This window comes from Ruegeria sp. CG3, assembly GCF_056537205.1.
In genome coordinates this window covers 443121-466136 of the sequence record NZ_JBQFRC010000001.1, presented here as the reverse complement: position 1 = coordinate 466136, position 23016 = coordinate 443121, and the positions used below count along the sequence as shown (strand labels likewise).

Genomic DNA, 23016 nt, shown 5'->3' with positions numbered 1-23016 from the left:
GCGCGCGGGCGTCAAGCCGCGACATCCACCGCGCACTTGCCCTTTGCGGCGAATGGCTCATGATCGTCCCACAACACGGAGGCCCCATGACACACTCGATCGACCTGTATTTCTGGCCCACGCCAAATGGCTGGAAAGTATCCATTGCCCTTGAAGAGATGGGGCTGCCCTACCAGACCCACCTCATAAACATCGGCAAGGGCGATCAGTTCGCGCCCGAGTTTCTGAAAATTTCGCCCAACAACCGGATGCCTGCGATCGTCGACCCAGACGGCCCGGATGGCGCACCGATCTCGGTTTTCGAAAGCGGCGCGATCCTGATGTATCTGGCCCGCAAGACCGGCCGGTTCTACGGGTCGACCGAGCGTGACCGGATCGCGGTCGAGGAATGGCTGATGTGGCAGATGAGTGGCGTCGGACCGATGGCCGGACAGGCACACCACTTTCTGAAATATGCCCCCCAGTTGGACCCGCCGCAGGACCTGCCCTATGCCAAGGACCGCTATCGCACCGAGGTTGCACGCCTGTACGGCGTTCTGGACCGGCGCCTTGCCGACAACGAGTATGTTGCCGGCGACTTCTATTCGATCGCCGATATGTCAATTTGGGGCTGGGCGAGCCTGTGGGAGGGTCAGCAGCAGACGCTGGAGGACAAGCCCCACTTTGCCCGGTGGCTGGAAACCGTGGGAGCCCGCTCCGGAGTTCAGGCGGGACGTGCCCTGCATTCCGAACTACGCGGAGACCATCGCAGCAAAGACGCGCAGAACGTTCTGTTCAAACGGTAGTGTTCACCAAATGCTGAAATTTCAGGCAACTTGGAGCGTATCGCACCTCTTTCTGCATCAAGACCCTGACGACAGTTGAATTGCGCGTTTGTCGCTCTGTAACTTCAAGCGGTATCAAGGAGTTAAGGTTTGGCGACATTCAATTTCACGGTTCCGATTTACGGGTTCGACCAATGGACCGGCGCATCGACGAACAACACAGTCGGCTATCCTGTCGGAACGACCTTTTCCTTGAATGCCGGTGCCGCACTGACCGTCATCAACGTTCAGGATGACGACGGCACGGGCAGCCAGCTGTTTTCGGACGGTTACATCGACACGCCCGGAGACGGGTCGTCGCCCAGTACGGCCAACAACGACCAGGTATTGAGCCAGGCGGTGACGATCAACGGACAGACCTTTCAGCCCGGCGATCAGGTCGAGCTTGAGTTCGGTTTTACGACAACCTCCGGCGACACGTTCTGGGTCATTCGCATCGACGGTGTGAATGTCGGCATCAGCGGTCCCGTCCTGCCAACGCCCGGTACGACCTATGAGGTTGCGGGCAGCAGTGACGGTCAGGCATCGCCGATTTCGAATGTCCCATGCTTTACCGCCGGCACACTGATCACCACCGAGAGCGGGACAACAAGGATCGAAGACCTGTCGGTCGGAGATCTGGTTCTGACCTACGCCGGCAGCTATGAACCGATCCGCTGGATCGGGCGCCGTGAGCTGGACAGCGTCGACTTCTCCGCCAATCCGAAACTGGTTCCGATCCGGATTTCCGCCAGCGCGCTCGGCGCAGGGCTGCCAACGCAGGACCTGACCGTTTCACCCCAGCACCGCATTCTGGTGCGGTCAAAGATCGCGCAGCGCATGTTCAACACCAACGAGGTGCTGGTTTCGGCCAAGTCGCTGCTGCCGCTGGACGGCATTGACCGGGTCTGTGCCACGGAATCCGTTTGCTATTTCCACCTTCTTTTCGACACGCATCAGGTCATCTTTGCCAACGACACCCCAAGCGAAAGCCTCTTCGCCGGTCCCGAAGCGCTGAAATCCATCCCTGAGGCGGCCCGCGCCGAGATATTGGCCCTGTTTCCCGGGCTTGAGGACCCCGGCTTTGAACCTCGGCCAGCCGCCCTGATCCCAAAGGGTCACAAGCAGCGCGGTCTGATTTCGCGTCACCTCAAGAACGGTCAGGCGCTGTTGACCTGATCGTCATTGGGTTTTTTTCTGACCCGGGTCGGAGTGTGCGCGACCTACCGTCAGGTCTTTCGGCAGACGAACGTGGTCGCTGACAGTGGCATCGTCATGCCCTGCGGACCAAAGACGCGCTTCAATTCAGAGAACATCCGCGCCGCCACGTCCGTGGGATCCACGCCGCCGCGCTCTCGTATTTCATCGACCAACGGGTTGCCGAAAACCAGAGCGTGGGCAAAGGCTTCCGGGTTGACGATGGTCTTCGTCAACCGGATCGTTTCGTGTTCGATATCCGTCCAGCCTGCGGCCCTCAGATCAGCCCGGACAGCCTCTGGGTCACCATAGTGAAACGGTACCTTGTAGAATCCAGGTGGATCCTGCGGAAAGAAATGCGCCCCCACATCGTGCGCCACCTGCGAGAACGGGTTTTCGGACATCGGGCTCCACACGTTGAAAACATAGCGCCCACCTGGTCTGAGCACCCGCGCCGCCTCGAGGAACGAGGCGGGTTTGTCGGGAAAGAACATGACCCCGAACTGGCAGGTAATCAGGTCGAACGCGCCGTCTTCGAACGGTAGATCCATCGCGTTGACGACCGCGAACTCGACGTTGTCCGCCGCCGTGAACTTGGCCTTTGCAACCTCCAGCATGGGCGCGTTCAGATCCGAGATCAAAACTTTGGCCTCACTCGGCAGCACATCGCACAGCTTGCGGCTCAGGATCCCCGTACCTGCGGCCAGTTCAATGGCCTTGGCCACCGGCTCTTCGGCGCAACGGGCGGCAAGTCTGTCTGCGTAGTCAGTGAAGATATTCGGGCCCAACCCCGCGTCGTAATGACTTGGAATATTGCCCACGAAACCAGCCGAATTTGTTGACATCTGCGCTCCCCCCCCCGGCAACCGCATGATGCAAAAGACTAGCCGAAATTGCGCGTTTTGGCGAACTCATTGTGCTCTGCAGTCGGCTGGGGCCGGTAGGCATCCGCCCCGTCACCCCGCACCAGCAGGTCCAGCATGCCCGATATGTCCTCGATCTCTTCCGCGATCACATGGGTCACCGCATGGGCCCGCTGCATCCGCCCGGTTACCCGCAGCAACCGCCCCGAGATCACCGCTCGGCGGAACCGCTCATAGATCTTGCGCCAGACAATCACGTTCACGATGCCGGTCTCGTCTTCGAGCGTGATGAAGATCACCCCTTTGGCCGTACCAGGCCGCTGCCGCAGGATCACCAATCCCGCCACAGCAACCCGCGCACCCTCGGGCGGGTCGTCCAGTCGGTCGGCTGGAAGGCAAGCCGGTGGTCTGGGCCATGGGCGGCCCGAACTGGGCTGTGGTGTCGATGCGATACGCATAAGAACAAAAATAGAACAAATGCCCTGAATGTCCAGATGCAGGGGACCGAAACCACAGCCAGAAAGGTCATGCGCTACGCGCGACCGCAGCGCAGACAAGGGTCACTTGGCGTCATGCGCGTTGAACGTGGCCAAACCTTCCCGCAGAACCGCCTTGGCCTTGGCCAGGTCATCCCCGTCCAACGCATCCAGCGCCCGCAAAACGTCACTGCGCAACCGCAGAGCCTTGGGGCCCGGTGCTCCGACCGGATGAAGCTCATCGTCATTCGCTGCTGCCAATGCACCATGGCTGATCCCGTCGATCACCTCCACGATTTTCGCCTGGCTTTCGCCAAACCACGCGGCAATGTCATGCTCGGCATCGCCCCGCTCGTTCATCCCAACCACAATCTTTGCGTCCTGAACCGTCAACGGCATCTGCTCACTCCCTTATCAAATCACGGTCACACGACCAGAACACAAATCCATGCACGCAACAATCGAAACCGCTATCCGAGCCTCAACCTTTGATGGAATAAACCGGTCAAACCACTCGGTTGCGGCGCGAACGCGTGGAAATTGGGCGACAATGACGGACCGTTTGCCCGATCACGCCTCGATTGGTCGCAAATGGCACTGGAAAGACCTAAATCCCTTGACTAATGAGGAACCTGAACACCGCAGAAGGAAGACGCGAGCAATGGCAAAGATCACCTATGTCGAGCATGGCGGCAACGAACACACAGTCGAGGTCGCCAACGGCCTGACCGTCATGGAAGGCGCCCGTGACAACAACATTCCCGGCATCGAGGCCGATTGCGGCGGCGCTTGCGCCTGCTCGACCTGTCACGTCTACATCCATCCCGATTGGGTCGAGAAACTGCCTGCCAAGGACGACATGGAAGAAGACATGCTGGACTTCGCCTACGAGCCCGACCCGGCCCGTTCGCGACTGACCTGCCAGATCAAGGTGACTGACGAACTGGACGGGCTGGTCGTCCAGATGCCGGAAAAGCAGATCTGATGCGACGACGCATGCCCCGCTCGTCCGGCGGCATGCGCTGCGGCTTCAAAGCGCCGCGTCCGGCGGTGCGCTTTTGGCCATGCCGGGTGCGCGGCGCGCTGATGGCTGCATGCCTGTGGCTAGCAGGTCCTGCCTTGGCCGCCGAAACCATAGCGACCGCCCGCTACACGGATCCGACCACCCGCTATCCCCACGGCGTTCTGGGTGACCAGATCGAATGGGGTTCGATTGAACTCACGCTTTCAGATGGTAAACACCGCAGCTTCACGCTGCCCGATCATCTGGTCTTCGAAGACCTCGCGCCCCGCGTGATCGACGTCACGGGCGACGGGCTTCCAGAAGTCATCGCGGTGGAGAGTGACGCGCGACGGGGCGCTCGGCTTGCCATCTACGGCCCGCAGGGCCGCATGGCGGCGACACCGCATATCGGCAGCCGTTTCCGCTGGCTAGCTCCGGTCGGAGCGGCAGACCTAGACGGCGACGGAAATATCGAAATTGCCTATGTCGATCGTCCCCACCTAGCCAAGACCCTGCGCATCTGGCGCTTCTCAGACGGCCAACTGACGGAAATCGCCGCGCTCCCCGGCCTGACCAATCACCAGATCGGAGAGGATTTCATTTCAGGCGGGCTTCGCTCCTGCGACCGCCAGCCTGAGTTGATCGTCGCCAGCGGCGATTGGCGCCGGATCATTGCCGTCCGCTACGATGGCGGCTGGCAAACCCAGGATCTTGGCCCGTTGAAAAACCGACAAGCCCTTATGAGCGCGCTGAACTGCTGATCCGGGGATTCATCTGGTCAAGAAATCCCAAGGTGAGGCCGCCGGCCGAGCCCCCATTTTCCAACGGGCCCTCAAACCGTCAAAGCGCCCGCCACCCGATATCGCGGCGATAGAAGCCGCCCGGCCAGTCAATGGCCTCGACCATCGCATAAGCGTTGTCACGCGCCTCCTGCAGTGTCGCTCCGCGCGTCGTCACGTTCAGAACCCGCCCCCCTGAGGCCACAATCTGCCCGTCCTGCGCTTTGGTGCCTGCGTGAAAAACCATATGGCTGCTGTCCTCGGGCAAGTCATCCAGCCCGTTGATCACGCTGCCTTTTTCATACGCCCCGGGATAGCCCAGCGCGGCCATCACTACGGTCAAGGCGTGATCGTCGGCCCAATTGACCCGCACCTCGCCCAGCCGTCCCTCGGCCGCCGCATGCATCAGGTCCAGCGCCTGCGCTCCCAACCGCATCATCAGCACCTGACATTCCGGGTCGCCAAAGCGGACGTTGTATTCCACCAGCCGCGGTTGCCCATCCTTGATCATCAACCCTGCATAGAGAACGCCCTGAAATGGCGTGCCGCGCCGTTTCATCTCGGCCATAGTCGGGCGCACGATCTGTTCCATCGCACGCTCCTCAATCTCAGAACTCAGAACCGGTGCCGGAGAATAGGCGCCCATGCCGCCGGTGTTCAGGCCGGTATCGCCCTCGCCAACGCGCTTGTGGTCCTGAGCGGTGCCGACCGACAGGATGTTCTCGCCGTCGCACAGCACGAACAGCGAGGCTTCTTCGCCGTCCATGAACTCCTCGATCACCACCTCAGCCCCGGCCCCGCCGAAAGCGCCGCCGAACATGTCGTCCACGGCCTCCAGCGCGGTCGCCTCATCCATCGCCACGATCACGCCCTTGCCCGCGGCCAGACCGTCGGCCTTGACCACGATCGGCGCGCCCTGCTGACGGATATAGGCCTTGGCGGGCTCGGCCTCGGTGAACCGGGCATAGGCGGCGGTCGGTGCACCGGCCGCATCGCAGATTTCCTTGGTGAAACTCTTCGAGGCTTCCAGCCGCGCCGCCTCGGCTGAGGGACCGAACACCAGGATGCCCGCCTCGCGCAGCCGGTCGGCCACCCCGGCGGCCAAGGGCGCCTCGGGGCCGATGATCACGAAATCAATCGCGTTTTCCTCGGCGAAACCGACCACCGCGCCGCCATTCTCGATATCCAGCGCGGCACAATCGGCGATCTGCGCGATCCCGGCATTGCCGGGCGCCACGATCAGGCGGTCGCATTTGGGGTTCTGCATCACCGCCCAGGCCAGGCTGTGTTCGCGCCCGCCGCTGCCGAGAATGAGGATGTTCATGAAAGTCTCCGATCTGCTTGGCCTTGCCTGCGCGGCGTTCTAAGCTGCGCGGGCAATCGAAACAAGGCGCTGAAATGTCCGACCTGCTTGACGATCCGATTCCCGGCCAGAATACCCCCGAATACTCCGTGTCCGAGATCTCGGGCGAGGTGAAACGCACGCTGGAAGGAACATTTGGCCGAATCCGCGTGCGGGGCGAGGTCGGGCGCGTGTTCAAGGCGCGCTCGGGGCATTTGTACTATGACATCAAGGACGACCGGAACGTGCTGGCCTGCACCACGTGGAAAGGCCAGATCGCGGGCCTGTCGGTGGTGCCGGAAGAGGGGCTCGAAGTCGTCGTCACGGGCCGCCTCACCGCTTTTGGCGCGCAGTCGAAATACAACCTGAACGTCGACGAGGTGGCCGTAGCCGGGCAAGGCGCGCTGATGGCGCTGCTGGAAAAGCGCAAGAAACAGCTTGAATCCGAAGGGCTGTTCGCGCCCGAGCGCAAGAAACCCCTGCCCTTCCTGCCGCATATCATCGGCGTCGTCACCTCGCCCTCGGGCGCGGTGATCCGCGACATCCTGCACCGGCTGCGCGACCGCTTCCCACGCAAGGTGCTGATCTGGCCCGTGGCCGTGCAGGGCGCCAATTGCGCGACCGAGGTCGCCAACGCCATCCAGGGTTTCAACCGCCTGACACCCGGCGGCGCTCTGCCCCGCCCCGACCTGATCATCGTCGCCCGTGGCGGTGGCTCGATCGAGGATCTGTGGGGTTTCAACGAGGAAATCGTGGCCCGCGCGGCCGCCGCGTCCGAGATCCCGCTGATCTCGGCTGTGGGGCACGAAACAGACACAACCCTGATCGACTATGTCTCGGACCGCCGCGCGCCGACCCCCACAGCCGCCGCCGAACTGGCGGTGCCGGTACGGATGGAGCTGCTGGCCTGGACCGGCGAACAGGGCGCGCGCCTGTCCCGCGCGGCCACCGACGCGGTACAACGCCGGGCGCAACGCCTGCGCGATCTATCGCGCGCCTTGCCGCGCCCCGAGACCCTGCTGGACGGTCCGCGCCAGCGACTGGACCTTATTGCCGATCGTCTGGCCCCGGCGTTGCAACGCGGTGTGCAGAACCGCCGCTTGCAGGTGGTGGAACTGTCGGGGCACCTGCGCCCGTCAACGTTGCGCAACCTCGTGGCCGCGCGGCGCGACACGCTGCGCAACCTGTCCTCGCGCCTGTCGATCCGCCCGATCCAACGCGACATCCAGCAGCAGCGCGACCGAGTCAACCAACTGGCCCAGCGCATGACGGCCGCGCAGACTCTGCGGGTGGACCGGCTCCGCCAGCAACTAGATGCGACTGACCGGTTGCGCGAGACGCTCAGCTACAAAGCCACGCTTCAACGCGGCTACGCCGTGGTGCATTCCGAAAGCGGCGTGGTCACCACAAAGGCGCAAGCCAGCAAGCACGCTGCTCTGACCATCGAGTTTGCCGATGGAGAACTGAAGACCGCACCGCTGTCCGGGACGACCTCGACCGCCAAGAAACCGTCCAAGCCAGCAGCCCCGGATCAAGGATCGTTGTTCTGACGAAGGCACACGTTCACACGCCGACCTCGGGCCCGTAACAGACCATATCTTCGTCGACGTCGGCTGCTTCGTACAGTTCGGTGGCTTCTGGGTTGCCCTCGAACTGCGCGATTAACCCCTGGGACGAGCGGGTAAAGACCCAGCATTGCGGGTCTGGGCGATCTTCGTAAACAAAGCAAATCTGGCCGTTCTGTTCGTACCAGATGCCCTCCTTGCAGTCGCCATCCAAAAACGACCAGACTACGCGCCGGTTGGGCAAATACCGTTCGACGCCATAGGTCGTTCCACCGAAGCCGTAGAACAGGGTTTTGCCGCGTGTATAGGCATCGAATTCTGCCCCTGACAAAGTCTGCGCGACGACCGGCTGGGCCAGCAAAGATCCGAGAATCAACGAACGTATCCACATCGTTTCATTCTGGCAGATGCCACGGCCGCGCGCCAATCTTGGAACGCCCTGCCCCAACGTTATGGGTTGAGCGTGAACTCAGTTCGCGGCGACACTGAATCGCATCGGAGCCATCGGAAGGCAGGACATGACGATACTCGTACTCGCAGCGCTGGCCTGTGCCCTGGCCTACCTGGCCCTGACGGCCCGTCCGGCCAGCCTGCTACGCACGGCGTTGAAAACCGCCAGCGTCGCCCTGCTGGCGGTCGAGGCGGCGGTGCAGTCCGGCCCTCTGCTTCTGATCCTCGCGCTGTCTCTCTGCGCCTTGGGCGACGCCCTTCTATCGCGTGAGACCGAAGGCACCTTCATGGCCGGCATCGGGGCGTTCGCCGCCGGGCATCTGGTATACATCGCCCTGTTCCTGACCCATCCGTCAAGCGACACCGACCTGATCCTGGACAAACCCGGATACGCCTGGACGCTGGTCATTCTGGGCATCGTGATGGCCACGCTGCTGGCCCAGCGGGCCGGTGATCTGCGCGGACCGGTCCTGGCCTATATCCCGATCATTCTGGGCATGGGCATCACCGTTCTGGCCCTGCCCGAGGCCGGAGCGCTGCGATGGGCGCTGCCGGCCGCGATGGCCTTCATCGCCTCGGACCTGATCCTGGCAACCGAAAGGTTCCTGCTGCCGTCCGGCCACCCGGCCCTGCGGCTGACGCCCTATCTGGTCTGGCCGCTCTACTGGGGCGCGCAGTTCGGCTTTTTCCTGGCCTTCACCTGACCCTTTGCAACTGCCGCCAATCCGCATTAGGTGAAGGGAACACCTGCGGAGACCAAGATGGCGTTTTTTACCAAGCTCAAGGACCGGCTGTTCAAATCCTCGTCCCGCCTCGAACAGGGGCTTGAGGCAATCGTCGAGGACGGCGGTGAAGAAACCGCCGCCCCTGACCCGGTCATCCCCCAGCCCGAGCCCGAGCCGCAACCCGTTCCGGAAATCCCCGAACCCGCGCCCACACCGCAGCCGGTCGAGACACCGTCACCCGAGCCGGCCGACCCAACGCCCGCCCCGCCTCCGCCGGAACTGCCGGAACAGGCGCAATCCAAGGGCCTGATCGGGCGTCTCTTCGGTCGCGGCGATGCCGGGCCGGTGGTGCGCCGCGCGCTGGACGACGACATGCTCGAACAGCTCGAGGAACTGCTGATCGCCTCGGACATGGGTGTCGACACCGCTCTGCGCGTGACCGCCAACATGGCCGAGGGGCGCTATGGCCGCAAACTCTCGACCCAGGAAATCAAGCAACTGCTGGCGCAGGAAATCGCCCGCGTAATGGAGCCGGTTGCCAAACCGATGCCCCTCTACCCCAAGCGCCCGCAGGTGGTGCTGGTGGTGGGCGTCAACGGCTCGGGCAAGACCACGACGATCGGAAAGCTGGCCAGCCAGTTCAAGGCCGCGGGCAAGAAGGTGGTCATCGCCGCGGGCGACACTTTCCGCGCCGCCGCCGTGGAACAGCTGCAGGTCTGGGGCGACCGCGCCGGTGTGCCGGTCCTGACCGCGCCCGAAGGCTCCGACCCCGCCTCGCTGGCTTTCGACGCCCTGACCAAGGCGCAAGCTGAAGGCGCCGACCTGCTGATGATCGACACAGCCGGCCGCCTGCAGAACCGCGCCGACCTGATGGAAGAACTGGCCAAGATCGTCCGCGTCATCCGCAAGATCGACGAAACCGCGCCCCACAACACCCTGCTGGTGCTAGACGCCACCACCGGCCAGAACGCGCTCAGCCAGGTGGAAACCTTCCGCAAGCTGGCCGATGTCTCGGGCCTCGTGATGACCAAGCTCGACGGCACCGCCAAGGGCGGCGTGCTTGTGGCGCTGGCCGACAAGTTCGGCCTGCCGATCCACGCAATCGGCGTCGGCGAACAGATCGACGATCTCGCCCCATTCGACCCCGAGGAATTCGCCGCCGCCCTGACCGGCCTCGACAGCAACTGACCTTCATCTGGCCCCAAATATCCTCGGGAGTCTGGGGGTGGAAAACCCCCAGCCTCTCCACCAGCGAAAGACCCGCAGAGTGAGCGACTGGCTGATCTCCCTCGAAGGCACCGAGGCCGGGCACAGGCTGGCCCTTGGCCTCGCCCTGATGGCGGCCTTTCTGCATGCGGTGTTCGGCGCGCTGCAGAAGGGTCGGCACGACCCCTGGCTGTCGCGCGGCGCGATCGACGCCTGCTATTGCCTGATGGCCGCGCCCTTTGCGTTCTTCGTCGTGCCCTGGCCCGAACCTTTCATGTGGCCGATATTTGCCGTGGTCTGGCTGATCCATGTCGCCTACAAGACGCTGCAGGCGATGGCCTATACCAAGGGGTCCTACACCGTGGTTTACCCGGTGGTGCGTGGCACCGGCCCGCTGTTCACCGTCATCGGCGCCTATCTTCTGTTCAACGAAACCTTCTCGCCCACCCAATGGCTGGGCGTTGCCGTGCTGCTGACCGGCATCTTCGGGCTGGCCGCCTACAATTTCCGCTTCCTGGAAACCAACCGCGAGACTTTAGGCATCGCATTGGCCCTTGCGGTTGCAACCGGCCTCTTCGTGGCGCTCTACACCACGTATGACGCCTACGGCATCCGCGCCACGGCCGATCCGTTCACCTTTCTGGCCTGGTTCTTCATGATCGACGGGGCGACAATGCCGATCTACGCCTTCCTGCGCTGGCGGGCGATGGTTCACCGTCCGGCAATCGGGCCGTTGATGCTGCGGGGGCTTGCAGGCGGGCTGATCGCCCCCATGTCTTTCGGAGCGATCATGCTGGCCACCCGGCTGGACAAGGTCGGCGAAGCCGCGGTGCTGCGCGAAACCTCGACCGTCTTTGCCGCCCTGATCGGCTGGCTGGCCCTGAAAGAGACCGTGGGGCCTCGGCGCATAATCCTGATGGCATTGATTGCATTGGGCGCGGTAATAGTTGAAATGGGCGGGTGAACAGCAGGACGACAGGCATGGCAGACAAGAAAGAGATCAATCCGTTTCTGAAACAGGTGCTGGAACTGGGACCACCGCTGGCCTTCTTCTTCATCTACCTGCGCCTGCGCGACGACAGCTTTCTGATCGGCGGCACCGAATATTCCGGCTTCATCGTGGCCACCATCATTTTCGTTCCGCTGATGCTGGGGGCGATGGGCGTCCTGTGGTATCTGACCGGCAAGCTCAGCCGGATGCAGATCTTCACCGCCATCATGGTCATCTTCTTCGGTGGCCTGACCGCCTGGTTCAACGACGAGCGGTTCTTCAAGATGAAAACCACGCTGGTCTACGGGTTCTTCTCGCTGATGCTGGGCATCGGCCTGCTGCAGGGAAAATCCTACCTCGCCTATGTTCTGGACGAGATGCTGCCCATGCGCCACGAGGGCTGGATGATCCTGACGCGCCGCCTGTGCGCCTGTTTCGCCGTGCTGGCCGTGGCCAATGAACTGGTCTGGCGCACCCTGTCCACCGATCTGTGGGTCAAGATCGAAACCTTTGGCTTCCCGATCGCCTTGATGGGGTTCCTGATGCTGCAATTCAGCACCCTGCAAAGCTATATGGACGATCCGGACAAGCAGTAATGCGTCCCTGACACGGGCCGGCGAACCTTGGGGAAACCTTCGGAAAACCGGATAAAATCCTTGGCTAAGCTCCAAAGCTGTGGAAAGCTGGGAAACCACCCACACCACTCATCCGGAGAACCGTGTCTTCCATGACCGCCTTTCCGAACAGCGGGTTCCTGTCCGAAGCTTCAGACCGGCTTCGTGATATGCTCACTGCGCTAGCCACTTCTGTCTCGCTGGACCGCGGCGAGGTCTTGTTCGAACAAGGCGACGAGGGTGACGCCCTCTACGCTTTGCTGGAAGGCGCTTTGGAGGTGTCCTTCCTGGCCATGAGTGGGCGCAAGTTGGCGCTCAGCCTGATGCGCCCGGGAGAAGTGTTCGGCGAAATCGCCCTCTTCGACAGCGGCCCGCGCACCGCCACCATCACCGCAGCCGAGCCGTCGCGTGTACTGCGCGTGCGCCGCAAGGATCTGATGGAACAAATCCGCAAGCACCCCGAACTGGCCGAGGACATGATCCGGCTGGCCGGACTGCGCATGCGCTGGATGGGGGCGCAGTTGAACGAGCAGGTGTTCCTGCCGATGCCTGTGCGACTTGCGCGAAAGCTTCTGCTTCTGGCCAACCAGCAGGACGCGCCGTCCGAACGCATTGCCCTGTCGCAGAGCGAGCTTGCGGAATTTGTCGGCGCAACGCGCGAGGCGGTATCCAAGACGATCTCGACGTGGAAGCGGTCGAACGTGGTCGAGGCTTCGCGCGGTGGGCTGCAGATCCACGACTTTGACGCCCTGCGCCAACTCGCCGAATCCGATCTGATCTGACCTGCTGCCCGGAAAATGGCCCGGATGTGATCCGCTTCACATACAACGGGATTCGCTTCCATTAGGTAATGAATTGTTACCGTAGGGTGCCAGAGTATCATCCCCGATATCTGTCCACTGGCATCTCCCTGCACCAGAGCCACGCGCCTCCCCGGCGTGTGGCTCTTTTGATTTGCGCAGCCAAAACGAAAATCGGCCGGAGCATCTGCCCCGGCCGATCATGTTGACCAAACTGGCTGTCCTACTCTTCGAGGCTCAGCGCGACGAAGCGCGGATCGCCACCGCGGCGCACCAGCAGCAGCAGCGACTTGCGCCCCGCCTCCCGAGCCTCGTCCATCCGATCCTCGAGATCGGAGATCGACGACACTTTCTGCTGACCAGCCTCGGTGATCAGGTCGCCTGCCCGCAGGCCTTTGGCGTAGGCTTCGGAGGCTTCATCCACATCCGTCACAACCAGACCATCCGCGTCCGCGTCCAGACCCAGATCCTCGCGCAACGCGTCGGTCAGAGGCGAAATCGTCAGGCCAAGGATGTCGGCATTCTCGTCCAGCGGCGCCTCTTCCGCACCATCATCATCGCCGGTTTCCGCACGCTCGGCATCCTCGCGACGCCCCAGAGTGACAAGCACGGTCTGAGTGCTGCCGTCCCGCTGAACGACCACGCGCACGGACTTGCCGACCGGCGTCTCACCGACCTGCCGCACCAATCCGCGCGTGTCCTTCACCTCAACACCATCAAAGCTGAGAATCACATCGCCTGCGAGCAGACCCGCCTCTTTGGCAGGGCCGTCCGGCACATCGCTGATCAGAGCACCGCCCGGCTTGTCGAGGCCCATCGCCTCGGCCATATCCTCGGTCACATCCTGAATGCGGACACCCAGCCAGCCGCGGCGGGTTTCGCCGAATTCCCGCAACTGATCGACAACCTTGGACACCACGTTCGACGCCATCGAGAACCCGATGCCGATCGACCCGCCATTCGGCGACAAGATAGCGGTGTTCACACCGATGACCTGACCGTCCATGTTGAAGAGAGGACCGCCCGAGTTGCCTCGGTTGATGGCCGCATCCGTCTGGATATAGTCGTCATAGGAACCGCTGAGCTCGCGATTACGCGCCGACACGATCCCAGCCGACACCGAGAAGCCCTGGCCCAGCGGGTTACCCATGGCAACCACCCAGTCCCCCACAAGCGCTGTGTCGCTGTCGCCGAAAGTGACGTATTTCAGCGGACCCGACGCCTCGACCTTGAGCAACGCAATGTCCGTTTTCTCATCCGTTCCGATGACCTTGGCCGGCAGCTCTTTTACCGGCTGACCATCGCCGGGGAAGAACTCGATCAGAATTTCATCCGCCTCTGCGATGACGTGATTGTTGGTGACGATGTAGCCATCCTCGGAAATCACGAACCCCGATCCCAAGGCATTGCTGCGGCGCGGGCGATTGTCCTGGTCGCCATTGCGGTCCTGGAACTCGCGGAAAAAGTCCTCGAAGGGGGACCCTTCGGGAACGATCCCCTGCGCGCCCGACTGCCCCTCGATCAGGGTCGTCGTGGTGATGTTGACCACGGCCGGGCTGATCCGGTTGACCAGCGGCGCCAGGCTTTCCTGACGGGCCTGTGCAGCCAACGTCTGGAGCAACAAAAGGGAAACCGCGGCAAAGGCCAGCCACAAAAGCCGCGCCATCGTCACCACATCGTCCCGGCGGACGGATACACTGCGTGCTACTGCCTGCACTTGGTCTCTCCTTGTCGACATTGTTCTGTTGGTGGCTGCCTGAGCAGCTTGCTGGGAAACAATGTAGTCAGTTTGTGACCGCCCGCAACTCGGGAAGTTGAGGAATTCACTGCCAGTTTACTTCAACCGATCAAAACCCCAGCCGATTGGCCGTCCACAACAGGACGAAGCCACTGACCACACACAGAAGTCCGACCAGTCTGCGGGCCGGTTCGGGGATGCTGCGCAACGCCTCAAGCATCCGCTCGACAAGCGAAGGGGCCAGCGCATAGGCCAGCCCCTCGACAATCAACACCAGCCCGAAGGCCAGCAGGATCATACCCATTACTGGGAGGCCGGCGCGGCGGGCGCCGAACGGCCTTGTGGAGATCCGAGGTAGTTGAAGAACTCGGAATCCGGGCTGAGCACCAGCGAGCTGTTGCCGCCTTTCAGAGCGTTCTCATAGGCCGAAAGCGAGCGGTAGAACTCGAAGAACTCCGGGTCCTTGCCATAAGCTTCCGCAAAGATCGCGTTCCGTTCGGCATCAGCCTCACCGCGAACGATCTCCGCCTCACGGCGGGCCTCGGAGACCAGTTCGACCACGGTCCGGTCAGCCTGGGCACGGATCCGCTGTGCAGCTTCTTCACCGCGCGCCACTTCGTCGGCCGCCTCACGTTCGCGCTCGGCGCGCATCCGGGCAAAGGTCGCTTCGAGGTTGGCCTGCGGCAGGTCGGTACGTTTCAGGCGAACGTCGATCACCTCAAGGCCCAGATCGCGGGCCTCGGCGATCGCGCCGTTGCGAATGCGCAGCATCAGCGCCGCCCGGTCCGAGCTGAGAATGTCATTCGAGCTTACCGAACCCAGAACCTCGCGGGTTTTGGCGCGCAGGATCGAATCCAGACGCTGCTCCGCTGTGTCGATGCCACCGGCACCCACGGCCTCACGGAACTGCCGCACATCGGTGATCCGATAGCGCGCGAAGGCGTCGACCACCAGGCGGCGGTCATCCAGCGGCGTGACTTCCAGCGGCCCGACCTCGCGGCTTAGAATACGGTCATCGTAGCGCACGACCTCCTGAATGACCGGAATTTTGAAGGCCAGGCCCGGGTCTTCCTTGACGTCGATCACGCGACCGAATTGCAGAACCAGCGCTTTTTCACGCTCGTCCACGATGAAGATCGCTGAGAGGGCGATCACAATAACCACGAAAATGGCAGGTAGGAGAAAGGTTGATTTACGCATGTCTTAGTTCCCCTCACCCGAGTTGCGGCGCAGTTCGTTCAGCGGCAGATAAGGCACGACGCCCTGCCCCTGGCCTGTTGCGCTGTCATCCAAGATGATCTTGTCCACGTCGCCCAGAACCTGCTCCATCCGTTCAAGGTACAGACGTTTGCGGGTCACATCCGGAGCTTTCGAGTATTCTTCGAGAACCGCGCCAAACCGGCTGGCCTCACCCTGAGCTTCGTTCACGACCTGTGCCCGATAGCCTTCGGCCTCTTCCAGCACCTGCGCGGCTTCACCACGCGCGCCGGCCAAAACCCGGTTCGCATAGGCATCGGCCTGCTTCTCCAGCCGGTCGCGTTCCTGTCCAGCCGACTGAACCTCGCGGAAGGCATCCTTTACCGGTTCCGGTGGGTCGGCGCCGTCAAAGTTCACACGGACGATGTTGATACCCGAGTTGTAGCTGTCCAGAGTCGACTGGATCAGTTCCTCAAGCCGTTCGGCGATGATAGCACGGTCGCGGTTCAGGATCGGCGCGAGGTCCGACTGCGCGATGATCTCGCGCATGGCCGACTCAGACACGGCCTGGATAGTTTGTTTCGGGTCGCGCAGGTTGAACAGGTAGTCCGCAGGATTCGAGATATTCCAGACCACCTGGAAATCGATATCGACGATATTTTCGTCGCCCGTCAGCATCAGCCCGGCGTCCGAACCGCGCCCGCCCGATCCGATGGTTTCGGTCTGCTCGACCTTCACCGGGATGACTTCGGCCGTGACGACAGGCCACGGGGCAAAGTTCAGACCTTCGGTGCCGATTCCGGTAAAGCGACCGAACAGCAGCTCAACCGACTGCTCTTCGGGCTTGACCGTATAGGCGCTGGCAAAGCCCCACAGAACCAGAGCGGCAACCCCGCCCAGCAGGATGGTGCCCTTGGTAATCGCAGGGCCGCCACCGCCGCCCTGACCGGATCCGTTGCTGCCTCGGCCACCGCCGCCGCGCCCGCCCATCAGCACGCGCAGCTGCTCCTGGCCTTTTTTCATCAACTCGTCGATCTCGGGGATCTGCGGCCCGTCGCCTTCGGGCGGGCGTCGCCCGTCCCCATTGTTTCCCCGGTTTCCTCCGCCACCGGATGAGCCTCCGCCCCCCCAGGGGCCTCCGCTGTTGCCCGCCATGTGTTTCATTTCCCTTGTTTTGGCCCGTGTGCTTACGGGATCACTTGTAACCTGTGTGCGCGCGCTTGCAAATCAAGCGGTACGCACGGGTTGCCGCATGGTTACCAGTTCTTCGGCCATCACCGGATGAACCGCAACCGTGCGATCGAAATCTTCCTTTGTCGCGCCCATTTTGACCGCGATGCCCGCCAACTGGATCATTTCGCCCGCGCCGGGGGCGACAATGTGACAGCCCAGCACCTTGCGGGTGGCCTGGCTGACGATCAGCTTCATCAACACCCGTTGCGTGCCGCCCGCGAACGCCTTCTGCATCGGCTTGAACGAGGTCGCGTAGACCTCGATCGGCTCCTGCTCGGCGGCCTGCTCCTCGCTCAGGCCCACGGTTCCCATCTCGGGCTGGGTGAAGATCGCGGTCGGGATCAGCTCATGATCCACCGGGGTGGGGTTGCCCTTGAATACGGTCTCGACAAAAGCCATGCCCTCGCGGATGGCGACCGGCGTCAGGTTTACCCGGTCGGTCACGTCCCCGATGGCATAGATCGAAGGCACCGCGGTCTGGCTGTATTCGTCCACGACAATCTGCCCTTTGCGGCCACGTTCGACGCCCAGCGCCTCAAGGCCCAGATCATCCGCATTTGGCGCCCGGCCCGTGGCATACATCACCACATCGAACAGCTGTTCAGACCCGTTGGTCGCCTTGACCCAGATCTTGTCACCCTGTTTTTTCATCTCGAGCACATTGGTGCCCAGATGCACGTCGATCCCGTTTTGGCACATCTCTTCGCAGATCAGCCCGCGCGCCTCGTCGTCGAAACCCCGCAGGATTTGCGCGCCGCGATAGAACTGAGTGGTCTTGACGCCCATGCCGTTCATGATCCCTGCGAATTCGCAGGCGATATAGCCGCCGCCGACGATCAGCATGGTCTCGGGCAGCTTCTCAAGGTGGAAGATTTCATTCGAGGTGATGGCCAGATCTGAACCGGGGAATTCCGGCACCACCGGTCGCCCGCCGGTGGCGATCAGGATGTGCTTGGCCGTCTTGCGAGTGCCGGCGGCCAGTTCAACCGTATGCGTGTCGACCAGTTTCGCACGCTGGTCAAAGGTTTCGACACCGTTGTTCTTGAGGATATTGCGATAGATGCCTTCCAGTCGGTCGAGTTCGGCATGCAGCTTGCCGCGGAACTGCGGCCAGTCGAAAGCGCCCGGCTGAATATCCCAACCATAGGCACGAGCGTCCTCGACCATTCCCGCGTATTCGCTGGCAAACACCATCAGCTTTTTGGGAACGCAGCCACGGATCACGCAGGTTCCGCCATAGCGGTCCTCTTCGGCCAGCGCGACCTTCGCGCCGTTTTCGCCCGCCGCCACACGCGCCGCGCGGACACCGCCCGAGCCGCCTCCAATGACGAAAAGATCATAGTCAAAGCTCATGCCGCGTTCCTTTTGTCAGCCTGCCTGAAATTGCCCTGAGTATTTGGGGGCGTGAATGATCGTGCCAACCCCTTGGCCCGGAAATCGCACACCGCTGTGAAGCCGGGTGCGCGGTTGGCTCAGTCGGCCAGGTCCGAAAACAGGTTGTCGTGTTCGTCGCCCAACCGATCCAGCTCGATCGTACCGCTGTTGAAATCGCGCAGCTCGACCCGGCCGTCGCCGTGGCCGATCACGACCTTGTCGCAGATGTCGATGAACAGCCCGTTTTCGACCACCCCCGGTATCTGGTTCAGCACCAGTGCAAGTTGCCTCGGGTTGCCGATGCGTTGCAGGTGCAGGTCGAGTATGTGATTGCCCTCATCCGTCACGGTCGGCGCCTCGCTGTTCATCCGCAGGGTCGCCGACGTGCCCAGCACGTCCATCGTGTCCAGCAACTCCTCGATCAGGGTGCGCGTGGTCTGCCAGCCAAAGGGAATGACCTCGACCGGCAGCGGGAACGCGCCCAGCGCCTCGACCTCTTTCCCTGCATCGGCGATCACGATCATCTGGTCGCTGGCCGTGGCCACGATCTTTTCCTGCAGCAATGCCGCGCCGCCGCCCTTGATCAGGTTCAGCTCGCCGTCGAACTCGTCGGCGCCATCGATCGTCACGTCCAGCCAACCCGCCTGATCCAGCGAAACAACCTCGATCCCGACCTCGCGCGCAAGCTGCGCCGTAGCCGTCGACGTCGGAACGCCTTTTATCCGCAGACCTTCGTCCCGCACCCGCTCTCCCAGACGACGCACCAACCATGCCGCGGTCGAACCGGTGCCCAGACCCACGCGCATCCCGTCTTCGACCATCTCGGCCGCGCGATAGGCGGCGACACTCTTGGCCCGGTCGATGGGTGACAACTCTGCTGTCATTGCGGCTTCCCCTCAGTTCTTTGGGGAACTTATACGGAAAGCCCTGCCCGACTGCGAGGCCCAAAATCCGCGGGACAGGCGCAATAATCGATACATGAATACGCGTTTCCCATCGGAAACGTCGCAATCAAATCTTCAGTGCTCGGCTCGGTTGTGTAAATAAAGCGCATACAGATTCCCAGCGGTTCGGGCGGTTCAAATCGGCCCGGCCGCCAACTCGCCACAAGGCTCCGCGACCAGACATGTTTCTATCCGTCTTCGATATGTTCAAAGTGGGCGTTGGCCCATCCTCGTCCCACACGATGGGGCCGATGGTGGCGGCCGCGCGGTTCCTCGATCTGATGCGCGCTTCGCCGTTCGAATTTGCCGGCTTGCGCGCTTCGCTGCATGGATCGTTGGCCTTCACCGGCGTCGGCCACGCCACGGACCGCGCCACGATCCTTGGGCTGGCTGGGTTTGTCCCCGACAGCTATGACCACGACCGTGCCGAAGCGGCATTGGCTGCAATTGCCGAAACCGGCACTGTCACACCCGAGGGTCTGTCGACCCTTCAGTTCGATCCAAAGGCCGATCTGGTCTTCGACTACGACAACACCCTTCCCGGCCACGCCAACGGCATGATCCTTATGGCCACCGACGCCCAGGGCGACGTGATCTTGCGGCAGGTCTATTACTCGGTCGGCGGCGGCTTTGTCCTGACCGAAGACGAACTGGCCGAAGGCAAGGACACCAATGACGGCCCGCCCGTGCCCTTCCCGTTCAAGACCGCCGCCGAAATGCTGGAAATGGCGCGCAGCAGCGGCAAGACCATCGCCGAGATGAAACGCGCCAACGAGATCGCGCGTGGTTGCGCCGACAGTTTCGCGAAGGGCACCGCTCGACTGTGGGAGGTGATGAACTCCTGTATCGAGCGCGGATTGCGCACCGAAGGCATCCTGCCCGGCGGCCTCAAGGTGCGGCGCCGGGCCAAGGCGATCCACGATGCACTGATGGCCGAGCGCGGCATGAACCTGAACGCGCCGCACACGATCAACGACTGGATGAGCGTCTATGCGATGGCGGTGAACGAGGAAAACGCCGCCGGCGGTCAGGTCGTCACCGCCCCCACCAACGGCGCTGCGGGCGTACTGCCGGCGGTGCTGCGCTATTACCTCGACCACGTTCCCGGCGCATCGGAAAGCCATATCGAGGATTTCCTGCTGACCGCCGCCGCGATTGGTGGGTTGGTGAAGTACAACGCCTCGATCTCAGGCGCCGAAGCCGGCTGTCAGGCCGAGGTCGGCAGCGCGGCCGCAATGGCCGCGGCGGGTCTTTGCGCAGTGATGGGCGGCACACCAGAACAAGTGGAAAACGCCGCCGAGATCGCACTGGAACATCATTTGGGCATGACCTGCGACCCGGTCGCCGGGCTGGTGCAGGTTCCTTGCATCGAGCGCAACGGGCTGGGCGCGATCAAGGCGGTTTCGGCGGCGTCGCTGGCCCTGCGCGGGGACGGGCAGCATTTCGTGCCGCTGGATGCGGTGATCGAGACCATGCGCCAGACCGGCCATGACATGCACGAAAAGTACAAGGAAACCTCACTGGGCGGACTGGCCGTCAACGTGCCAAACTGCTGAGGGATCAAACCGGGAGGGCAGCTCAATGCGCGGACATTGCCTGTGCGGCAGAATCGGGTTCGAGGTCGACCCTCCGGTCCTGTCTTGTGTTTCCTGCCATTGTGATAGCTGCCGCCGCCAGTGTGCCGCGCCGATGACCACATATTTTGGGGTGCGCGACGGTCAGTGGCGTTGGACCGGAAAGGAACCGAAGCGGTTCAATTCTTCTCCCGGTGTCGAGCGCAGCTTTTGCCCGCATTGCGGAACGCCGATCTCGTTCCGATCCACTACGATGTCCAACGTTTTGCACCTTTATGTAGCGACACTGGAGAACCCCGAAGCCCTGCGGCCAACGCTGCATGTCGCCTATGAAGAGAAACTGACGTGGCTCGAACTGGGTGACGGGCTGCCCACTTGCATCGGTCCGGACTACACAAAGGTTCAGCCTTTGCCCGAGGACTGACGACGGGCCTTTCCCATTCTTCGGGAAACGTCTAGCGTCGCGCCCATGACACAGGATCGTCCCGTCTTCGGCATCGTTTTGATGCTTGGTTTCTGCGTGCTCGCACCGCTGGGCGATGCCTTGGCCAAGCTGTTGGGAGAAACCACTCCGCTTGGCGTTCTTGTGCTGGTGCGTTTTGCGGTGCAGGCGGCCATCCTGATCCCGCTGGTGGCGCTGACGGGTCGGACCTGGCGAATGCGCGGGCGCGTGCTGCGGCTGACCGTGCTGCGCACTCTACTGCACATTGTCGGAATAGCCGCGATGTTCAGTGCGCTGCAATATCTGCCGCTGGCCGATGCCGTCGCCATCGCCTTTGTCATGCCATTCATCATGCTGCTGCTGGGCAAGTATGTGCTGGGTGAAGAAGTCGGGCATCGTCGTCTGATCGCCTGCATTGTCGGTTTTGCTGGCACGTTGCTGGTCATCCAACCCAGCTTTGCCGAGGTTGGTGCTCCGGCCCTTTTGCCGCTGATCGTGGCTGTCGTCTTTGCCCTGTTCATGCTGGTGACCCGGCAGATTGCCAAAGAAACCGATCCAATTGCCCTGCAGGCTGTGTCAGGGCTGCTGGCCACCGCGGTCCTGGCTCCAGTGCTTGCGATCGGGGCCCTGACAGGTCTTCCGGATCTGGCATTGACCCTGCCGCAAGACAACGCTCATTGGTTGCTGTTGGCGATCGGTGTTCTGGGAACCGTGGCACATCTGCTGATGACATGGGCGCTTCGGTTCGCGCCTTCGGCAACGCTGGCGCCGATGCAATATCTGGAGATTCCGGTGGCGACGTTGATCGGCTGGCTCATCTTTCACGATCTGCCAAACGGCCTGGCGGCCCTGGGGATCGCCATCACGATCGCGGCCGGGCTTTATGTCATCCTGCGCGAGCGGGCCAGCGCCCGGTCTGCGCCGACGCAAACGCCCGCATGACAGCATCAAGAGCGTCGCGCGGCACCATGACCAGCAACCCGGGTCCGTCGACCTCGAGGGTAACCTGAGCCAGCGCACGGTTCGATGTTCCGACTCGCCCGTCCGGCTCAAGCACCAGACCGTCGATCGGCCACTCCAACCCCGAACTGCGTCCGGTTACACGCTGAAATGGAAACAATGACACTGTGTCGCCCGGCGTGAGAGACAGTGATACGCTGGGCGGGGCGTGAAAGACCACTTCGCGTGCGCCCAGCAGGACGCACGGCCTGTCTTGGTGGCAAACCAGCGTATTGAGCACCGCCAGTTGGTGGTCCAGCCGACCTCCGAGAAACCCGACGCCCAAGACCAGCGGCGCGCGGATATTGCGTAAGGCCTTGTCGAAATCAGTGCTGTCCTGTTCCCGGATCGGAAACAAACGGTCCTCTGGTATCCGTGCAAGATAGGCGCGTTCCAACGAATCGAAGTCGCCTATTACCGCATCCGGAACGCGCCCCGATTCGATCAACGCGGCGGCCCCGCCATCCGCAGCTACAGCGCCATTGACGCGATTCAGCGCCAGATTCAGGTCATCGGGGCCGATTTCCCCTCCGCCGAACAGGGCAATTGGTCTTTTGGAATGAACAATTTCGCCGTTTTTTCCAAGATTGACCATTTTTCCCGCTTTTGGACACATTGAGACCACAAAATGGTAGGTTCTTTAGAACAGGTTCGAGCTGACAGACGCGCCCAGCGTCGCGCGGGTTGGCTCTGTGTAGTTT

25 protein-coding genes are annotated in these 23016 nt (G+C 62.4%); 13 read left to right on the top strand and 12 right to left on the bottom strand.

Annotated elements, in window-relative coordinates:
- The first annotated feature begins 86 nt into the window (after positions 1-86).
- Together ACR0NB_RS02325 and ACR0NB_RS02320 are read left to right on the top strand one after the other, a co-directional pair.
- Positions 87-785 (top strand): glutathione S-transferase N-terminal domain-containing protein, encoded by a 699-nt coding sequence (locus tag ACR0NB_RS02325; protein ID WP_480774833.1) that lies wholly within the window; start codon positions 87-89, stop codon positions 783-785.
- Positions 786-914: 129 nt separating this feature from the next.
- Positions 915-1982, top strand: a complete 1068-nt coding sequence (locus ACR0NB_RS02320) for a Hint domain-containing protein (protein ID WP_480774832.1) — start codon at positions 915-917, stop codon at positions 1980-1982.
- Positions 1983-2032: 50 nt separating this feature from the next.
- Here ACR0NB_RS02320 and ACR0NB_RS02315 read toward each other — a convergent pair whose 3' ends face one another.
- The 3 genes from ACR0NB_RS02315 to ACR0NB_RS02305 all read right to left on the bottom strand — a co-directional run bounded on the left by ACR0NB_RS02315 (position 2033) and on the right by ACR0NB_RS02305 (position 3738).
- On the bottom strand, positions 2033-2845 hold the full coding sequence (locus tag ACR0NB_RS02315) for a class I SAM-dependent methyltransferase (protein ID WP_170402245.1): 813 nt from the start codon (positions 2843-2845) through the stop codon (positions 2033-2035).
- 38 nt (positions 2846-2883) lie between these two features.
- Positions 2884-3321 carry an OB-fold nucleic acid binding domain-containing protein gene (locus ACR0NB_RS02310; RefSeq protein WP_170358563.1) on the bottom strand — a complete coding sequence of 146 codons (438 nt, stop codon included), beginning with the start codon at positions 3319-3321 and terminating at the stop codon, positions 2884-2886.
- 102 nt (positions 3322-3423) lie between these two features.
- Positions 3424-3738 (bottom strand): hypothetical protein, encoded by a 315-nt coding sequence (locus ACR0NB_RS02305; protein WP_093962513.1) that lies wholly within the window; start codon positions 3736-3738, stop codon positions 3424-3426.
- Between the two features lie 262 nt (positions 3739-4000).
- Here ACR0NB_RS02305 and ACR0NB_RS02300 point away from each other — a divergent pair, with 262 nt between their 5' ends.
- Positions 4001-4324 (top strand): 2Fe-2S iron-sulfur cluster-binding protein, encoded by a 324-nt coding sequence (locus tag ACR0NB_RS02300; RefSeq protein WP_170338356.1) that lies wholly within the window; start codon positions 4001-4003, stop codon positions 4322-4324.
- A 32-nt stretch (positions 4325-4356) separates the two neighbouring features.
- Positions 4357-5103 (top strand): FG-GAP repeat domain-containing protein, encoded by a 747-nt coding sequence (locus tag ACR0NB_RS02295; RefSeq protein ID WP_480775617.1) that lies wholly within the window; start codon positions 4357-4359, stop codon positions 5101-5103.
- A gap of 79 nt (positions 5104-5182) precedes the next feature.
- Here ACR0NB_RS02295 and purD read toward each other — a convergent pair whose 3' ends face one another.
- A complete protein-coding gene (purD, locus tag ACR0NB_RS02290; RefSeq protein WP_480774831.1) occupies positions 5183-6445 on the bottom strand; it encodes a phosphoribosylamine--glycine ligase in 1263 nt (420 codons plus the stop codon).
- 74 nt (positions 6446-6519) lie between these two features.
- Between purD and xseA the strand changes: the two genes are divergently transcribed.
- Positions 6520-8013, top strand: a complete 1494-nt coding sequence (gene xseA / locus ACR0NB_RS02285) for an exodeoxyribonuclease VII large subunit (protein ID WP_480774830.1) — start codon at positions 6520-6522, stop codon at positions 8011-8013.
- A 13-nt stretch (positions 8014-8026) separates the two neighbouring features.
- On the opposite strand, the gene ACR0NB_RS02280 is transcribed toward xseA, so the two are convergent.
- The gene (locus ACR0NB_RS02280) at positions 8027-8419 is read right to left on the bottom strand and encodes a hypothetical protein (protein ID WP_480726027.1); all 393 of its coding nucleotides are present in this window, start codon (positions 8417-8419) and stop codon (positions 8027-8029) included.
- A gap of 127 nt (positions 8420-8546) precedes the next feature.
- On the opposite strand from ACR0NB_RS02280, the gene ACR0NB_RS02275 reads away from it, so the two are divergent.
- The 5 genes from ACR0NB_RS02275 (at position 8547) to ACR0NB_RS02255 (ending at position 12796) form a co-directional block, all read left to right on the top strand.
- Positions 8547-9182 (top strand): lysoplasmalogenase, encoded by a 636-nt coding sequence (locus ACR0NB_RS02275; protein WP_170437992.1) that lies wholly within the window; start codon positions 8547-8549, stop codon positions 9180-9182.
- 57 nt (positions 9183-9239) lie between these two features.
- A complete protein-coding gene (gene ftsY, locus ACR0NB_RS02270; protein ID WP_480774829.1) occupies positions 9240-10391 on the top strand; it encodes a signal recognition particle-docking protein FtsY in 1152 nt (383 codons plus the stop codon).
- Positions 10392-10470: 79 nt separating this feature from the next.
- Positions 10471-11373 carry an EamA family transporter gene (locus ACR0NB_RS02265; protein ID WP_093963009.1) on the top strand — a complete coding sequence of 301 codons (903 nt, stop codon included), beginning with the start codon at positions 10471-10473 and terminating at the stop codon, positions 11371-11373.
- Positions 11374-11390: 17 nt separating this feature from the next.
- Positions 11391-11996 carry an inner membrane-spanning protein YciB gene (locus tag ACR0NB_RS02260; protein ID WP_480774828.1) on the top strand — a complete coding sequence of 202 codons (606 nt, stop codon included), beginning with the start codon at positions 11391-11393 and terminating at the stop codon, positions 11994-11996.
- Between the two features lie 131 nt (positions 11997-12127).
- The gene (locus ACR0NB_RS02255; protein ID WP_093962520.1) at positions 12128-12796 is read left to right on the top strand and encodes a Crp/Fnr family transcriptional regulator; all 669 of its coding nucleotides are present in this window, start codon (positions 12128-12130) and stop codon (positions 12794-12796) included.
- A 241-nt stretch (positions 12797-13037) separates the two neighbouring features.
- Here the strand turns inward: ACR0NB_RS02255 and ACR0NB_RS02250 are convergent, their stop codons facing one another.
- The 6 genes from ACR0NB_RS02250 to rpiA all read right to left on the bottom strand — a co-directional run bounded on the left by ACR0NB_RS02250 (position 13038) and on the right by rpiA (position 19240).
- The gene (locus ACR0NB_RS02250; protein ID WP_480694815.1) at positions 13038-14531 is read right to left on the bottom strand and encodes a Do family serine endopeptidase; all 1494 of its coding nucleotides are present in this window, start codon (positions 14529-14531) and stop codon (positions 13038-13040) included.
- A gap of 130 nt (positions 14532-14661) precedes the next feature.
- Complete coding sequence (locus ACR0NB_RS02245) at positions 14662-14856, bottom strand: DUF2065 domain-containing protein (protein ID WP_093962522.1); 195 nt, start codon at positions 14854-14856, stop codon at positions 14662-14664.
- Positions 14856-15752 (bottom strand): protease modulator HflC, encoded by an 897-nt coding sequence (hflC, locus tag ACR0NB_RS02240; protein WP_170338336.1) that lies wholly within the window; start codon positions 15750-15752, stop codon positions 14856-14858. Before hflC ends, ACR0NB_RS02245 begins: the two co-directional genes overlap by 1 nt.
- A gap of 3 nt (positions 15753-15755) precedes the next feature.
- On the bottom strand, positions 15756-16904 hold the full coding sequence (gene hflK / locus ACR0NB_RS02235) for an FtsH protease activity modulator HflK (protein WP_170366476.1): 1149 nt from the start codon (positions 16902-16904) through the stop codon (positions 15756-15758).
- A 72-nt stretch (positions 16905-16976) separates the two neighbouring features.
- Positions 16977-18335: a glutathione-disulfide reductase gene (gor, locus tag ACR0NB_RS02230; protein WP_480774827.1), complete on the bottom strand. Its 1359-nt coding sequence runs from the start codon at positions 18333-18335 to the stop codon at positions 16977-16979.
- A gap of 119 nt (positions 18336-18454) precedes the next feature.
- A complete protein-coding gene (gene rpiA, locus ACR0NB_RS02225) occupies positions 18455-19240 on the bottom strand; it encodes a ribose-5-phosphate isomerase RpiA (protein ID WP_170438000.1) in 786 nt (261 codons plus the stop codon).
- Between the two features lie 242 nt (positions 19241-19482).
- Here rpiA and ACR0NB_RS02220 point away from each other — a divergent pair, with 242 nt between their 5' ends.
- Genes ACR0NB_RS02220 through ACR0NB_RS02210 form a run of 3 tightly spaced genes read left to right on the top strand, consistent with a single transcriptional unit; the run spans position 19483 to position 22258 of the window.
- Positions 19483-20856 (top strand): L-serine ammonia-lyase, encoded by a 1374-nt coding sequence (locus ACR0NB_RS02220; protein WP_480774826.1) that lies wholly within the window; start codon positions 19483-19485, stop codon positions 20854-20856.
- Complete coding sequence (locus tag ACR0NB_RS02215; RefSeq protein ID WP_480774825.1) at positions 20789-21298, top strand: GFA family protein; 510 nt, start codon at positions 20789-20791, stop codon at positions 21296-21298. The genes ACR0NB_RS02220 and ACR0NB_RS02215 overlap by 68 nt, the downstream gene beginning before the upstream one ends.
- Positions 21299-21343: 45 nt before the next feature.
- Positions 21344-22258 (top strand): DMT family transporter, encoded by a 915-nt coding sequence (locus ACR0NB_RS02210; RefSeq protein ID WP_170372224.1) that lies wholly within the window; start codon positions 21344-21346, stop codon positions 22256-22258.
- Here ACR0NB_RS02210 and ACR0NB_RS02205 read toward each other — a convergent pair.
- On the bottom strand, positions 22203-22910 hold the full coding sequence (locus ACR0NB_RS02205) for a thiamine diphosphokinase (protein ID WP_170455839.1): 708 nt from the start codon (positions 22908-22910) through the stop codon (positions 22203-22205). The two genes, ACR0NB_RS02210 and ACR0NB_RS02205, sit on opposite strands and share 56 nt — an antisense overlap.
- Positions 22911-23016 lie beyond the last annotated feature (106 nt).